Below are 14,506 nucleotides of genomic sequence, written 5' to 3'. Positions count from 1 at the left end.
CTATAAACGAATCCAACAAAAAAAAACGAAAAGCCATATAACAAAATAACTTATTAGAATTTACGTTTTGATGATTCATAAAATTGAGTCTCATTATAAATTAAAATAATCATACGAGTATAGAATATTATTTAACTAAATTTTAAGTTTAGTTATAATGGTAGTCAATTCAGGAGGAAATATGGAAATTACAAGAAAAGAATTTTTAAAGCAAGTCGGTATTGTAGGTTCAACTATTTTATTCGGACCAATGATAATTTCTAATTGTAAGCCAGAAGAAAAGCAAGCCCAAAAAGGTCCAATTTGTGATGATGTAACTGGTTTAACCCAAGAAGAAATAGAACAAAGAAAAAATTTACAATATACGGATTTTACTCCTGATCCTTCTAAGTTGTGCGAAAACTGTGCCCTTTACGTATTGCCAGAAGGAAATTCTCCTTGTGGTAAATGTAATCTTATCAAAGGACCTGTGAGTCCAAAAGGTTGGTGCACTTCCTGGGTGCCAAAAGCCTAAGAAATTAATAAATTAACATCCGTAGAGATTTCTCTACGGATTTCTACCGAAATGCCACTTCGACGATAACTTCAAGGTATAGTCAGTAAAGTTTATAAATTTTTCATAATAAATTCCTCTATTTTGTCTATTCAGAAAATTACCTTCTTCATCAAACTCTTTATCTGTTTCATGAGATTCTAAAATTAATGGGGAAACAACCGAAATCGCACCCATAAAGCTAATGATTTTATTCAATAATGTATGGAGTTCAATACAGGGGCGTCTCCCCCCTCTACCCGAAGAAACTCCAATGGTTGCAAAAACTTTCAAATGAAAGCAAGAAAAAAACTCTTTTGTTCCTAATTGATGAAAGAGATTGATCACCTCCGGATTGGTTATCCAATTGTATTCGGGAAGACACAAAAGAATAAGTTCTGAATTTTCAAAAGAATATACCAATTGTCTTTGAAAAGGCGTTAAAAATTCTTTATTAATCTCTCCCCTCCCAACAAGTGGGATATCAGAATCCACCATGTCAATTAAATAAATTTGATCTACAATCTCGTTTTGTTGAAGTAAATGTTTTAAAGCCTTAGCAACTTTTATGGTATTGCTTCCTTTTCGAGAGGAACCCGAAAGAATTGCTATATTGAGTCTTTCTTTCATATCATCATGGTTATTTTGAATATTGATATAATATTTCGTCAAGATTGATGTTATACTTTTCGAATAAAATGTTTCTTGTTAAATCATATCGAACTAATGTGATGTTATAACTAATTAGGGCTTGATTGTAGCCTTTCTCAGCTTGTAGGAGTGCATCCAAAGCGTTTTTTACCGCTGTTACGTTAAATCTACCACGACGATAACCCTGCAAAAGCCCATTGTAAAAATTTAATGTTTTTAGATAGGCTTGTTCTGCTTTTTTCAAAGAATCAAAAGCCGTCTGAATTTGTTTAAAGCCCAATTCTACTTCGTCTTGAATTTGGCGTTCCAATTCTTTCTTTTGGATTTCCAATTGCTTTAAAGTAATTTCAGCATTTCGTAAATCCACCTTTGCTGCTTCATCCCACAAAGGATATTGAACCGAAAATTCAATGGCTTTTTCGGGATATTTACCTAAATACACCTGATCCCAAGCTGTGCTAGAGTATCTTCCAAAATCCCTTATGGCATATTGTCCACCAATCCTCACAGTTGGAAGTAAATTATTGTCAGCTAATTCTTTGGATAACCTTGCAATTTCATAGGAATGAAGAAGAATTCGATAGTCCCTTCGATTTTGTAGAGCATAATTGATGTCCTTTTGAACATCCACGTCTTTGGGTAGTTCCTTGATGAGTTCGGTTGAACCCGTAATTTCGATGTTGGGATCCAAATTTAGGGTTCTGAGTAGTTCTTTTCTTTTTGTGTCTCTTTCTAATTTAGCAGTGTTGACGGCAATTTCTGCTTGGTTGTAAAGAGCTTCCCATTGATTGACCTCAAAGGGTTCTGCTAATCCAAAATTCAATTTTTGGTATGTGATGTTTCGAATCGTATTGACGTTATTTAGAAGACCTTGAGCTGTTTTTAATTCAATTTCCGCAATTGCTAAGGACCAGTAATCAACGATGGTTTTTACAATCAAACCGGCAAGTTGGAATTCCAACTGTTCTCGCTGAACCAAACTCTTTTTCTTGGCAATTTCCTTTAAACGTTTCTGAGAATACCCAAAAGCATTTTTCAAAAGATCTTGTTGAAATATCACTTTTATTGCCGCTGTATGTAGTGGTGGTTGTCTTAGCTGCTGAAAGAAGGGGTTGGTTAGAGCCACAGGACCTTCCCCTGCATTTGAGTCAAACCTCGTATCCGAACCTTCAAGTCGAAGAAATGTCCCACTCTCGAAGAGTTTTTGTATTCCCAAGGTATATACATCTTGATTGATCTTTGTTCCTTGAAAGAGGGATTGAGGAAGTTGCTTATCGATTCGCTCATAACTTTGGAATTTGAAATCCAATACAGGGGCATATTTACCTTCATCTTTTTTGAGGTCTGTATCTGATTTGATGATTTCCAATTTTTGGAGTTTTACTGGATTGCTATTGTAAACAACAATTTGCACAACTTCGTTAAGACTTAGCTTTTGATCTTTTTTATCTTTTAATTTTGCGATAATAGTTTCAATTTCTTTTTGAGGAAAATCTTTTGACTCTTTCTTTTCATCACTATGTAAAGTAGTGATTTCGTTTGTATTTCCTTTTTCTTTTTCGTTTGCATTGGTTTCTAATTTTTGATTTATAGATTTACAACTGATTAGATGAAAAAAAAACAGAAAAAAAATAAGAAAAGAGAAGCTATGAAAAAACTTCATTTTTTTACCTCCATAGAATTACTAAACCAAAAAAAATTTTAAAATGTTTATCATTAATCTTTTAAACTTTTTGGTTTTTTTCTTAAATAAAAAATTAACCAAAAAGTTAGATGAATTACAAAAAAGAAAATTCTCATGGCTCGTCGATAAAATAATCTTAGTTTTAATTTTGAGTGTAGGATTCTCTTGTCAGTCTTATTCGAATTCCAAAAACAATGAAATTCACTGTCCTGTAATTGACTTCGAGATTATTCGTTTTTTCCCCAGAACTCCTGTTTCCCCCAATGTCTTTTTGAATCAAGAAAAAGAAAAGTGGGTCATGTTCTATAAAGATGCCTTTTCCAACATAAAAACAGAAATCTTAGAGAAAAAGAAATTGATTCCACAAAACCAATGCCAAGAAATTTATTTTCAAAAGTGGCAGGAAAAGTGGAAGCTCCACGAAAAAACCCTTCGTCTTTATTACGACACATTACAAGAAGAATTAAAACTTTTTCTTGATGAACGAAATCTTTACGAGAAAGAAAAAATCTTGGAAGATTTCGAAGAAAACAAAAAGGCGTTGTATGAAAGTGTTTACTCATACCAAAAAGCCATCTGGAGCTTTTGGATTGATAAAAACTCCCAATACGAAAAACACACCAAAGATATTCAAATTTGGTTTGAAGTCTATAGTATTCTAAAATACGAACTCTTCTACTGGCTACCAGATGAGTTTAAAAGAGAATGGTTCAAAAAATTATCTCAACTACCGAACTAAAAAATCGTGAGGGTTTTAAGTTTTGTATTGATTGTTTTGGGTCTTCAAGCTCTTTATGGGAATGTTTTATCTTTCCGAGAAGACACTATTGATGTAATTCAAGAATTCAAAAAAATCCCTAAAGAAGAAAGAAAAGATTTCTTGATTGAACAGACCATCGAACTTCAACCTGTTGATTTTCGCAAAGACGCTATTCTTTATCTTGACTGCAATCAAGAAACAAAACCCAAAGAACATTCAGGGAAATACCCTTTTATTAAAGCTGATGTTTTTTTGACAAAAACCCAAAAAGAAACTAAGATCAAAAATGTTTGCTATTTTAAAAATCGCAATCAAACCATAGAGCTTCAAACTGATCCGAAGTTTTGGCCCCATCAAAACACAGAAGCATTTACAATTTCTTTTTGGTTTTTTCCTTTGCTTGAATTCCCCTACCAAACCATTTTTGAGTGGGTTTCTTTCGCAAATGAAGGAATCAAAGGATTTTGGATTTATCATCACAATGGAGAAATCCTTTTGAAAATCCAATCGGTTCTAAAAAAAGAAGTTCCTTTCAGTTTTCAAAAAGTGATTACCCCAAAACTTTCTCTTAGAAAATGGAATCACATTTTAATTAGCTTTAGCACTGAGAAGAATCAAATCTTGGTTTTTTTTAATGCAAAACTCCAACAACTCATTGAACTTCCCAAAAACGCAGTTTGGGATTTTTCTTCTCTCGACTACCCACCCATTGTGATTGGAAAGAATTTGATTGGTTATCTCGATGATTTTCTGATTTTAAAAGGTTTTTTTACTACACCTATAACTTATTATGATTATCAACCTTTGGAGTGGGACCTTTTGTCTGGTAGGATTCAAAATCCTGTTTCTTTTTTAACTTCTCCTTGGATTCAACTAAGACATAATACATCTCAAGTTCAATTTTTCGTTCAATATGAAAAACCACAGGGAACCATCTTGAAAGTAGAATATCGTTTTTCTGAGACTCCTTCGGAAAATTCAAACTGGACTTCTTTTTCTTTAGAAAAAGATAAAAAAACCTTTTCCTTTCGGGAATTACGACCCTACTTACAATTCCGCATCTTCATGAGGCAGGACTCAAAAGGAACAACGACACCGAAAATCACTGAATTCAAAATCATAACCACAACCATCGAAAGTCTTCCTAAAGTATCAAGCGTAAAAATCATCCCTGAGCTGACAAACGAACATCAAGTCTGTATCGAGTGGCAAAAAATCCCCGAAGAAATCATAGAAGAATTTGGTGGCTATAACCTCCATATTGGAACTAAAAAAGAACACTCGGAGATCTCGATAAGTGAAGTTTATCGAAATGGCAGATGGATACCCATAAAAAAGCAAACTTTAGATTTTCCTTTAACAAAAGACGAAGAAGAACTCCTCAAAATTCGTCCCACCTTCATAAAACAACACATGAAAAATCACATCCGCATAATCCTCACGAAAGACGAACTCTATCACTACTACGAAAAAAAAGCAAGAGAAAAAAACACGCTCCCCCTAAGGTATCCTATTGTGTTTGAAACTGATGTGGTTTATTATCTTCGAGTATCAAGTTATGTTTACAAACCAGAAATTCATAGCAAACTATCACAAGAAGTAGTATTCGAGTTCTGATAACAATCAAAGCTCAATAACCAAACTGAATCAACTTGATATATGCTTCTGAAAAATCTTTAAAAAAACGTTCTTGAGAAAAAGCATAGATTTCCACATATTTTCGACATTCTTTGTCTTTTAATAATTCTTTATCCGTCGGTAGCAAAGAATTCAACTGAGGGTCATCTCGATAGAAAATCAATCTTCGAAAATACTCGTTATTGAACGTAAATAGATTTTCTGTGAATGGTTTTCCATTTGCTTTTCCTAAGGTATGAGCTCCCATTAGAGCTACCATGTCTTGTTTTGTGAGATTTAATTGTTGGAATTTTTTATAAAATGATTCAAAAGTTTCATTCTCATCAGGGATACCAACTTCATAAAATCCTCGATCTGAAAACATAGGAACAACGATGTTGATAAAAGGACCTCTTGTGATTTCTACTGCTACAGCTCCTGCTAAGTAAAGGATATCCCGATAAGAATATGGCTCGTCTTTGATGAGATTTTTGATTTTTTTGATAAAATCCACACTTGATTCTAAATTTTTATTGATAGGTTTTTTTAGTTCCAATTCAATATTATAGTCATCATGAAAGTTTGAGGTAAAACTTCCCCCACTCATAACATCATGAAAAACAAGCCTCAATACAGAAGGTGCCAGTGATTTGGATAAATGCTGTTTTATCAAATTTCGTATAGACGCATAAGTTTTCTTTTGAGTATTTACAGAATAGACTTTGTAATTTCCGGTTTTTCCTCGAATTTGAACGACGTATTCTTTCTCTATGATTTCAGGTCGATTTAGAACCTTAGCAAATTCCTCAGATACCAAAACAGGAACTTGAATTTGTTTTGTGAGCTTTTCTAACCGAGAAGTATAATTAATCGTATCTCCAATCGCTGTAAGTTGCATTTTTTCCGGATGCCCCAAATCTCCTATGATTACCGTCCCAAAATGTAAACCAATCCCAATCCGAATTTCTTCGTCATAGTTGGTTTTTAGATACTGATTGATTTCTTCTAAGCCCTTTAACATTTCAATGGCTGATGAAAAAGCGTTCTCGCATTTTTTTTGATTATCCCAACTATCGATACCAAAAAGAGCTAAAATCCCATCCCCCATAAATTTGTCTAAATAGCCTTCATTATTCAAAATGGCATCCCCCATTTTTTTGTAAAAACGGTTCAAAACATAAACCACATCAAAAGCCAAGTGTCTTTCTGTAAAACTCGTAAAATCCCGAATATCCGCAAATAGAACCGCTAAAGCTTGCTCTTTTCCACTTCTATAGTAAGATAAAACAATATCCGAATCCACCTCATCCTTTACAATCCTCTTGATTTTGATATTTCCATAGACTTTGGTTTGACAAGCTAACCGTTCTTGCCTGCGAAAACCTTTTTTTTTCGATAATCTTTCTTCGAGCTCGTTTTTAGGACTCAAATGTTCTTCGCCTGCATACACCCAAACACGACAAGTAGTGCATTTCGCATTTCCCCCACAAGCATGAATATGAGGAATCCCATTTTCTAAAGAAATTTCCAATATAGTTTTTCCTGCCGTGGTTTTGATTATCTTTGTTTCTCTTTTGTTATTGTAGATTTCATCAACATAAAGAACTTCAATTCCATTGGTCTCAGCTTGATTCATCATTGTGAAAACTGAAATATTTCATTTCGTTTAAAGTAAATAGTTTTTTTCATTTATTGTATACGATAAAATCTTTTATCCCTAGGATAAAAAAAGTATATGTTTTAAGCAATTTGCATATTATACACTTTATTTTTAGCAAAAAATGAACAACTTATTCGCAAAAAATTAGGATTTTCTGTGGGTATTAATCTTGCAAATAATCAGGAAAAATCGTTAAAAGGAGCTCTATATGAGAAGTTCCAATTCCAAAAGGTTTGGGAAATCGATTTTTATGTTAGTTTTGTTTTTTCTGTTTGTTTACACTTTACCTGTTTTTGGAGAAGAAACAAACTCTGGTTCGTCTATGGACATAAATAGTGCGTATACTATTGATAACCTTTGGATTTTTTTAACGGGGATTTTGGTGATTTGGATGCAAGCAGGTTTTGCTATGGTAGAATCTGGGATGAATGCAGCAAAGAACACTGTAAATATCCTATTTAAAAACCTAATGGATTTTTCTGTAGGAGGTTTGATTTTCTTTATCTTTGGGTATAACCTCATGTATCCTGGAGAAGCCTTCAAAGGCGGTTTCTTTGGATTTGGTGGCTTTTTTATTCCAGAAAGTTCACCAGAAGAAATAGGTGGAGCTATCATCCATCCACAAGCTAATTTTCTCTTCCAATTAGCTTTTGCAGCAACCGCAGCAACGATTGTTTCTGGAGCTGTTGCTGGTAGATTGAAGTTCTCTGTGTATCTTATTTATTCTGTATTCATCACAGGCCTAATTTACCCCATTAGTGGTTTTTGGCAATGGGGTGGTGGATGGTTAGCGCAATTAGGTTTCCATGATTTTGCTGGTTCGATCATTGTTCATGCTGTAGGTGGTTTTGCTGGTCTTGCTGCTACAATTCTTTTGGGACCAAGAATTGGTAAGTTTGATCCTGATGGAAAGCCACAACCCATGCCAGGTCATAATCTCGCTCTTGCAACTCTGGGAGTTTTTATCCTATGGTTAGGTTGGTATGGCTTTAATCCTGGCTCTCAATTAGCTATTTATGGGAAAGACAATGTTCATGCTGTGATGTTAGTTGCTGTCAATACTACTCTTGCTGCTATGACAGGTGCAGTGTTTTCCATGATTGGTTCTTGGATTTTCTTTCGTAAGCCTGACTTGACAATGTCCTTGAACGGTGCATTAGCAGGTTTAGTAGCAATCACAGCAAATTGTAATGTGGTCGATAACAAAGAAGCGATACTGATCGGGTTAGTTGCAGGACTTCTTGTCATCGCAGGAGTGAAACTTTTAGATGCCCTTAAAATTGATGATCCCGTTGGTGCATGGCCTGTCCACGGACTCAATGGTCTTTGGGGTGGAATTGCCACTGGATTATTTGGCGAAGGGAAAGACTTTGTTGTTCAAGTGATTGGTTCACTTGCGGTTTCTCTATGGGCATTTGCTACAATGTTCATTTTGTTTTTAATTCTAAAATATACGATTGGAATCAGAGTATCTCGTGATGAAGAACTCAAAGGCTTAGACATCGGTGAGCATGGAGAAGAAGCTTACAATGGATTCACAATTTTTACAGTTGATTAAACTTTTAAAGGAGTAGCTTATGAAGTTAATCACAGCTGTCATTCAACCATATAAATTAAAAGATGTAAAAGCTGCTTTGATGAAAGCTGGAGTAACAAAAATGACGGTAACTACCGGCTTAGGTGCAGGTCAACAAAAGGGATACGACGAGTCTTATCGTGGAGTTATCCACGAAGTGAATTTGTTAAAGAAGACCATTTTACAAATCGCAGTGAATGAAGATTATGTAGAACCAACCATCAAAGCCATCATCGAAGGAGCAAGAACTGGAAACATCGGTGATGGAAAAATCTTTGTAACTGATCTTATCGAAGTTATTCGTATTCGCACTGGTGAAAGGGGAAGGGACGCAATTGGATGATCAGGGATCCTACATCCCTGATTTTTTTTCAAAACACCTACTCAATAAACGAACTCTTCATCAATAGCAATTCTACTATACAAGAGATAGAATTCAAAAAAAAAAGAACTTGTGATCCGTGAAAAACGTCAGACCTTCAAAATCATTTATTTCTTTTTGGACTTTTTTTTGAGCTTTCTTTCTGTGATCATTGCTACAATACTACACTTTTACATTCTTTCCCCTGAAAAAAAATTTTTCTTCGTTGCTGACACAAAAGGATTTTTTGCTCCAGGCTTGTGGTTTCCTCCGCAGTCTTTTTTGGCTATTATAGTTACGTACAGTGTTCTGGGATTGGTGTTTTCTTTTTTCCAAGTATTTGTTTTTATTGCGTTGGACGTTTACAAGCCTAAAAACATCATCGAACCCCATAAAGAAATTTTATCCCTTATTCGAGGGATTGGAATCAATCTAGTTGTTGTATTAGCCTTTTTGTTTTTCTACAGAGAACATAGTTACTCAAGGTTAGTGGTTATTTATACAGTTATCATCAGTTCGATTTTGATTTCCACAGGACATTATGTCTTTCGAAAATACATCCTCAATGCGATCGAAAAAGGCAAATACACAAAAAACCTTTTAATCATTGGCACACAAAAAGAAACCAGAAAAATCATTGATTACATAAAAAAATACAAACTCTTCGGATTAAATCTCGTAGGAATCCTGAAGGAAACAAAAGATAAACCCATCCACCCTCACCTCTCAAAATATATTCTTGGAACAATCGATGATATTCATAACATTCTCAACCAATATCATATTCATACTGTAATTATAATCCTGAGAAACAATCCTAAAGAAATTCACAAACTGATAAAGATTTGTGATTCAGAAGGAATCGAATGTCGTATTGTTCCTAGTGTAATGGACCTAATTTCCCACAAGGTTCGTATCGAAGACATGGACGGTTTACCTGTTTTAGTCCTTCGAGACATTCCTTTGAATAATGCCTATCATCGTTTCATGAAAAGAGCTTTTGATATTGTGTTTTCTTTGTTCGTGCTGATTTTGACTTTTCCTTTGATGATTTTGATTGCTATTTTGGTAAAGTTGTCATCTAAAGGCCCTATCTTTTTCGTTCAAGAACGTGTTGGTTTGGATCGTAAGGTTTTCAAATTAATTAAATTTCGAACCATGTATGTGCAAGATAAAAACACCTCAGACACAACGTGGGGTAGAAAAAATGATCCGAGAGTCACACCCATTGGCAGGTTTCTTCGAAAAACCTCTTTGGACGAACTCCCCCAGTTTTGGAATGTTTTAAAAGGAGATATGTCAGTTGTTGGACCTCGTCCTGAGCGAATCCACTTTGTGAAAAAGTTCAAAAAAGAATATGAAAAATACATGCTCAGACATTCCGTAAAGTCTGGTATCACAGGCTGGGCACAAGTATTAGGCTATAGAGGGGACACTTCTATAGAAAAAAGAGTCGAAGCGGATATTTATTACATTGAAAATTGGTCCTTACTTTTTGATATTTATATAATTTTGAAGACCATCCCTTCTCTATTCAAAAACCCGGGAGAATGATATAAATAGTTTAAAAAAACTCCTAATCATCAAGGAAAGGAATCACAAAAGAAAACTGCCATTGGAGCTCAGGAGGTGTATCATCAATAAATTTTTCTTTTGTATCCATATATCCTTTGTAGATTCCAATACCCAACAAAAGAAGTTGCACAGATATAGAAAAGTCCCGATAGGCTAAAGAACGACCTGCAAGGATTGAAAATCCCTTAGTAGTTTGGTATCCACCTCCAATAGGGTCTTTATAAGCTATTCCTTGACCGTAGAAAATATCTGCAGTTTTAGCGGCTTTTTCTAAGCTCTGGTATTTTAAAAAACGTTCGTGGTACGTGATGGCAGAATAAATACTTGCTAAACGTAAAGCAAGAAAAACCCCACCCCAAAAGTATTCTTCTTCTCGAAAAAAATTATAGCCGGGTATAACAACCTCCCACAAAAAAGAGGAATCCCATTTTGGTTCTTCTTTTGCCATCACCACTTGTGGTATAACAAAAAAACATATAATGACAAATAGATATTTTCGATACTTCATCTTTTAAAAAGGCTGATCAATCTTAATGATGTCAGAAACCTCAGATTCAGCTCCCAAATCATAAGCGGTTATTACTAAAAAGATGGAACCACGAAAATTCCCCAAAAACAAAACATACTTGGGTTCAGAAACGATATCAAAGAGATATTTCTTATCATAGAACAAATTTTCTTTTGGATATTCATAATACAAATAAATGAAGTAATATGGAACATTTCTGTTGAGTTCTGGATCTTTTGATGGTTCCCAAGTTATTTCAACTATTAAGTAATCTTGTTTTTTCACTTGGATATTTCGCACCTTCTCGGGACGATTTAAACCCTCTCTTAGGTAAGGAAACAAAAGATAATAGTAAGTTGGATAGGTCTTGATTTTGCAGGAAAGAATCATAATCCCTAAAATTGCCATCACTAAACTATTGATAAGTCTCATAAAGCATTATCAAATAAAGAAGGTTTTTTCCGTTTCTTTGTATGATTTCTTCCTGACAACGAGTTAGGATATCTAATGCCAGATTTTGAAATAAATTTTTTGTTTGCAGATTCCATTTTTTTAGGTTCTCCATTTTGTTGATTTCTTGGGTAAACCAAGTGATCAAAATATCATTTTTTTCTTTACAATCTGTTGCTTGATTATATAAATTCATCAAGTTTTTTTCATTAGAGATAATGGACTTTTGTTTCCGAAAGAGAAAAAAGACAATGGTTTCTGGGAAAAATTTTATACTCTGGTTTTTACTTTGCCATTCTGTATAGGGGTCAATCTTCATTAAATTATGATAAACATTAACTTTAACAGGATATAAAGTCAAACAATGGTTAAAGATTAGCAAAAAAATAATTATTTTCTTGCCTACAAAGACTTTTTCCATTTCCTCATAGTTATGAAGCATATATTTATAATAATTTTATTTTCCATAATAAGTCTATTCTTTCAATGTAAAAAAGAACCAGATGCATTTACAGAAAGAGCTCTACTTTATCTTGTCTTATGTCCTAACGGTATTGATATATGTTATCAGCAATGTGGTATAGATAGTGGCATTTCCGATGGTGTGGTTGAAGGTAGTGAGTTCAGAAATTTTGAAACTTGCACATCACGTTGTGATGCTTATTGCAATTTAAACTTTATTTTCCTCAGAAATGATTAGGTCTGAAAATATTTTTTTTACTGGCGGGTGATTTTTCAAAAATGCTTCTCGTTGTAAGTGCCATTCCTTTTCTTCTGGAACCAACAATTTTCGTTTTGGTGCAGTTTCGATTAGTTTTCTCATTATCCGGTATTGACGGATGATTTCTTTGATTTCTTCGGAAGTTAAAGATATCTTTTTTGATTCTTGATTTTTCATAATTGATTAATTCAAACTTTTCTCCACATCATATAATAAGGTTGATTTTCTTTTAAAGTGAGCTTTTCGAATTTGCTTTCAGGAAACGAAAAAAATCTTTTTCTTGTGTAATTAGGCCACGGAAGGACTGGCATATATAATTTACTTTTTCGAAATAAGGATATAATCTTCCTTGCATAAGGTCCATAGTCTGTTGCTATATAGATTTTTCCATTGTGTCTTAAAAGATTATATGTATCAATCAAAAATTTTTCACTTATTAGACGGTGTTTCCAATGTCGTCTTTTGGGCCATGGGTCAGGAAAGTTTATGATTACCAAATCAAAGCTATTTTCGGGTAGAATTTCTCGATAAAACCATAGGAAATTAACAGGAATGATTTTTAAATTTTTGATATTATTTTTTTCAATTTTTTTTATGATTTTTTTGATCCTATCACCTTTTTTTTCCATAGCAATATACTCATGTTCAGGATGTTTTTTTAACCACTCTATTGCGAACTCACCCCATCCACATCCCAATTCCAATATATGAAAGCTCTCTTGAATGAAAAATAAAATCTCTTTCGAAATGGTATCGATAGTTTTGGGAACTATCACATTAGGATGAAGTTTGTACTTCGCAGGTCTTTGAATGATTCTAAGTAATTTTCGTTGAATTTCTGATTTCATTGAAAAACTTATCCTTTATTTACGATAATAACTTTAATGATAAATATTTTATCATAATAGTTTTCCATTAAGGAATTTAGAATGCAAGTCAAATTTTGGGGTGTGAGGGGTTCTATCCCATCGCCACTAGATCCAATAGATTACGAGAGCCGAATAAAAGAGATCCTAAAAATCAGCCAAAAAAAATGGAAGGATGATCCTTATTTATCCATAGACAAAATCTACGAAATATTACCACCCCATCTAAAAGAAATCATTGGCGGAAATACTACTTGTGTAGAATTAAAAGATGGAAATGAACAGTTGATCTTTGATATGGGAACTGGTGCTAGAAGATTAGGATATGATATGATGGCAAAAGGGATTTTTGGTCATATTCATATCTTACTTACTCATACACACTGGGATCACATCCAAGGATGGCCATTTTTTATTCCCGGATATATTCCTACTAATCATATTCATTTTTATTCTGCATTTGAAGATTGTGAAGAACGATTCATCACTCAGCAAAGATTCCAGTTTTTCCCATTGGGATTTCATGAAATGATGTCAAAAAGAGAATTTCATTATTTTAAAGTTGGTGATACGTTTCAAATTGGAAGTTTCATCATCAAAACCGAAGCACTGATACATCCAGGGAATTCTGTTGCTTATAGAATCGAAAAAAATAACAAATCTTTTATTTTTGCTACAGATACGGAATTTTTTGGATCTGAGTTAACCAAAATTATAAAAAAGAAAAAGAAATTTTTTGAAAATGCAGACGTTCTTGTAATTGATGCTCAATATTCACTCAAAGAAGCAGAACAAAAGATTGGTTGGGGACACACCTGTATGGTTATTGCTGTAGATTGTGCGGTGGCTTGGAACGTAAAAAGATTATACCTTACCCATCATGAACCTGCTCATGATGATTATAGCACCTACCAACTTTTTGAAGAAGCAAAGGATTATCTAAAAGAAAAATACCCCAACTCAATTATAAACATAGAACTTGCCAAAGAGGGTATGGTAATTGATATATAGTGTAAACAACAAAAATTTATTTTCACTTATAATTTGAGCTCACAAATATCAAACATGCTATTAACAAAAGAACTCTTGCAAGCTAAAATCAAAAAGAACATACTTTTATTGAAAGAAAATAATTAGTCTTAACTAAAGTTAGAATAATAAGACTTTCAGAACTTTTTGTAAAAAAAAGAATCATTTGTCAAAGTCCAGACCTTAAACCTTTCACAGAAGAAATCAGACATAACAAATCTTCGAAGATAGTTCTATGAATTAACAAAAGATTTTGAAGAACCAATAGTCAATTCTGTTAAAAGTTTGCAAGAATAAAGAGAATAAATAGACAAACGCTTCTGAGAATTGAATCAAAAAATTGGTTTTTTCAAATGGCTAATAACATTTTATTACTTTTTGGTTTATCTTCTCAAATTTATTTTTAATACATTTCCGTATCAAAAGAAATTCAAATGAGAAAAAAAATACAAGAACAAACTCAGCCAAAAAAAATCAAAATCCAGATTTAAAAAAGTTTGACTATTAAGATAGAAA

At 33.5% G+C, this 14,506-nt stretch carries 15 protein-coding genes; 7 read left to right on the top strand and 8 right to left on the bottom strand.

Annotated features, from left to right (window positions below; translation table 11 throughout):
- The first annotated feature begins 181 nt into the window (after positions 1-181).
- Positions 182-514: a high-potential iron-sulfur protein gene (locus NZ853_03790; GenBank protein MCS7204797.1), complete on the top strand. Its 333-nt coding sequence runs from the start codon at positions 182-184 to the stop codon at positions 512-514.
- Positions 515-547: 33 nt separating this feature from the next.
- Here the strand turns inward: NZ853_03790 and NZ853_03785 are convergent, their stop codons facing one another.
- Both NZ853_03785 and NZ853_03780 read right to left on the bottom strand, forming a co-directional pair.
- Positions 548-1,162 (bottom strand): NAD(P)H-dependent oxidoreductase, encoded by a 615-nt coding sequence (locus NZ853_03785; GenBank protein MCS7204796.1) that lies wholly within the window; start codon positions 1,160-1,162, stop codon positions 548-550.
- Positions 1,163-1,172: 10 nt separating this feature from the next.
- Positions 1,173-2,846 (bottom strand): TolC family protein, encoded by a 1,674-nt coding sequence (locus tag NZ853_03780; protein MCS7204795.1) that lies wholly within the window; start codon positions 2,844-2,846, stop codon positions 1,173-1,175.
- 43 nt (positions 2,847-2,889) lie between these two features.
- On the opposite strand from NZ853_03780, the gene NZ853_03775 reads away from it, so the two are divergent.
- A complete protein-coding gene (locus NZ853_03775; GenBank protein MCS7204794.1) occupies positions 2,890-3,606 on the top strand; it encodes a hypothetical protein in 717 nt (238 codons plus the stop codon).
- Positions 3,607-3,612: 6 nt separating this feature from the next.
- Positions 3,613-5,244 (top strand): LamG domain-containing protein, encoded by a 1,632-nt coding sequence (locus tag NZ853_03770; GenBank protein ID MCS7204793.1) that lies wholly within the window; start codon positions 3,613-3,615, stop codon positions 5,242-5,244.
- A 13-nt stretch (positions 5,245-5,257) separates the two neighbouring features.
- Here NZ853_03770 and NZ853_03765 read toward each other — a convergent pair whose 3' ends face one another.
- A complete protein-coding gene (locus tag NZ853_03765) occupies positions 5,258-6,880 on the bottom strand; it encodes a 2Fe-2S iron-sulfur cluster-binding protein (protein ID MCS7204792.1) in 1,623 nt (540 codons plus the stop codon).
- Between the two features lie 232 nt (positions 6,881-7,112).
- Between NZ853_03765 and amt the strand changes: the two genes are divergently transcribed.
- The 3 genes from amt to NZ853_03750 all read left to right on the top strand — a co-directional run bounded on the left by amt (position 7,113) and on the right by NZ853_03750 (position 10,395).
- Positions 7,113-8,462 carry an ammonium transporter gene (gene amt, locus NZ853_03760; protein ID MCS7204791.1) on the top strand — a complete coding sequence of 450 codons (1,350 nt, stop codon included), beginning with the start codon at positions 7,113-7,115 and terminating at the stop codon, positions 8,460-8,462.
- Between the two features lie 19 nt (positions 8,463-8,481).
- Positions 8,482-8,823 (top strand): P-II family nitrogen regulator, encoded by a 342-nt coding sequence (locus NZ853_03755; GenBank protein MCS7204790.1) that lies wholly within the window; start codon positions 8,482-8,484, stop codon positions 8,821-8,823.
- Positions 8,824-8,934: 111 nt separating this feature from the next.
- A complete protein-coding gene (locus NZ853_03750; GenBank protein ID MCS7204789.1) occupies positions 8,935-10,395 on the top strand; it encodes an undecaprenyl-phosphate glucose phosphotransferase in 1,461 nt (486 codons plus the stop codon).
- A gap of 22 nt (positions 10,396-10,417) precedes the next feature.
- On the opposite strand, the gene NZ853_03745 is transcribed toward NZ853_03750, so the two are convergent.
- From NZ853_03745 to NZ853_03725, 5 genes are all read right to left on the bottom strand, one after another.
- Positions 10,418-10,924: a hypothetical protein gene (locus tag NZ853_03745; protein ID MCS7204788.1), complete on the bottom strand. Its 507-nt coding sequence runs from the start codon at positions 10,922-10,924 to the stop codon at positions 10,418-10,420.
- 3 nt (positions 10,925-10,927) lie between these two features.
- Positions 10,928-11,356, bottom strand: a complete 429-nt coding sequence (locus NZ853_03740) for a hypothetical protein (protein MCS7204787.1) — start codon at positions 11,354-11,356, stop codon at positions 10,928-10,930.
- The gene (locus NZ853_03735; protein MCS7204786.1) at positions 11,340-11,795 is read right to left on the bottom strand and encodes a hypothetical protein; all 456 of its coding nucleotides are present in this window, start codon (positions 11,793-11,795) and stop codon (positions 11,340-11,342) included. The genes NZ853_03740 and NZ853_03735 overlap by 17 nt, the downstream gene beginning before the upstream one ends.
- A 249-nt stretch (positions 11,796-12,044) precedes the next feature.
- On the bottom strand, positions 12,045-12,272 hold the full coding sequence (locus NZ853_03730; protein ID MCS7204785.1) for a hypothetical protein: 228 nt from the start codon (positions 12,270-12,272) through the stop codon (positions 12,045-12,047).
- A gap of 11 nt (positions 12,273-12,283) precedes the next feature.
- The gene (locus NZ853_03725; protein ID MCS7204784.1) at positions 12,284-12,943 is read right to left on the bottom strand and encodes a methyltransferase; all 660 of its coding nucleotides are present in this window, start codon (positions 12,941-12,943) and stop codon (positions 12,284-12,286) included.
- Positions 12,944-13,024: 81 nt separating this feature from the next.
- Here NZ853_03725 and NZ853_03720 point away from each other — a divergent pair, with 81 nt between their 5' ends.
- On the top strand, positions 13,025-13,972 hold the full coding sequence (locus tag NZ853_03720; GenBank protein MCS7204783.1) for an MBL fold metallo-hydrolase: 948 nt from the start codon (positions 13,025-13,027) through the stop codon (positions 13,970-13,972).
- The last annotated feature ends 534 nt before the right edge of the window (positions 13,973-14,506 follow it).

Source organism: Leptospiraceae bacterium (assembly GCA_025059995.1).
GTDB lineage: Bacteria > Spirochaetota > Leptospiria > Leptospirales > Leptonemataceae > SKYB61.
Note: the sequence above shows the minus strand (reverse complement) of the source record. Positions and strands in the feature narration are given on the sequence as shown.